The following is a 1,013-nucleotide window of genomic DNA, read 5'->3' on the forward strand; positions in this document are numbered from 1 at the left end:
GCTGTTTGGTGTTAATCCCCGACAGCGAAGATATCCGAACGATAAAGCAACAAAACCAACAACAGCAAGCGCAGCTAACCGCCATACGGCATACCATGGCGAGTTGATGGCGGAGTATGATAGCGGCTAAAGAGGATACTAAATAGTTTTTAATAATAACTATTTATAAAACAATACTGAGGCAATTTTATGGCCTCAATATTGTTAATAATTTAAAGAGAATTATTTGTTTCAACTAATTCTAAAAAATAGTCTTGAAGATCACCTTGTATTTGTTCGTTTTTATAAAAAAGTTCAAAATCACCATCAATATTATTGGGTATATGTGTTCCATCAATAGTTCCAAGTAATACAGATGTCGTATCAGCTATAATAATTTTAATAAGGTCAATAATTGTCTTTTTTTCATCATCAGTAAGACTCGAATAAATCTTTCTGGTTTTTCCAAATACGCCTAAATTCGAAGATGGATCATCTATTCTAGATAGCCGACCACTATACATAGCAACGTTCTCTATAAAGAGTTCCTGATATATAGCATTGATAACTAGCTCATCATTATTCATATTATTCTCACTTATTCATTTCAGGGTATTTATCTTTATTGAGCTGAATTAACTCTTGCAATTTTTTATTGGGAACTTCAGGGTAAACCCGTCTTAACTCTCTAATATCTCTAGCCATTAGGCTACGAGGGTCAGTAAATACCTCACCTGTGTTTGGATTTATCCGACTTCTTGATACAACACCAACAATTTCATCTCTACGTATTGTGTGACCTTCTTTAGTGACAAGTATTGCTGGAGCTGTTTGAGGATCATAATCTTTGACTAAATTCTTCATTAAAGCTTTCTGTCCAACATGGTGCGCATCTAATCCTAAATTATGTCCTACAACTGAATCTCTAAGTACAGAATAATCACCAACATCCCATTCTTTACCTATTTGGTTTTTTAATAGTTCATCACAACAACCACCCGCCAACCCCAGCGGATCAATAAACCCTGTCGGAC

Annotated in this window: 1 protein-coding gene and 1 pseudogene; both read right to left on the bottom strand. The window is 34.9% G+C overall.

Annotation, left to right across the window (positions count from 1 at the left end; translation table 11 throughout):
* Window positions 1–212: 212 nt before the first annotated feature.
* The gene (locus ACLPIE_RS22500; RefSeq protein WP_430263843.1) at window positions 213–566 is read right to left on the bottom strand and encodes a hypothetical protein; all 354 of its coding nucleotides are present in this window, start codon (window positions 564–566) and stop codon (window positions 213–215) included.
* Window positions 567–573: 7 nt separating this feature from the next.
* Window positions 574–1,013: pseudogene (locus ACLPIE_RS22505) on the bottom strand (RHS family protein); the annotation flags it as partial.

Origin of the sequence: Providencia sp. Me31A (assembly GCF_050487165.1) — a bacterium.
Taxonomy (GTDB): domain Bacteria; phylum Pseudomonadota; class Gammaproteobacteria; order Enterobacterales; family Enterobacteriaceae; genus Providencia.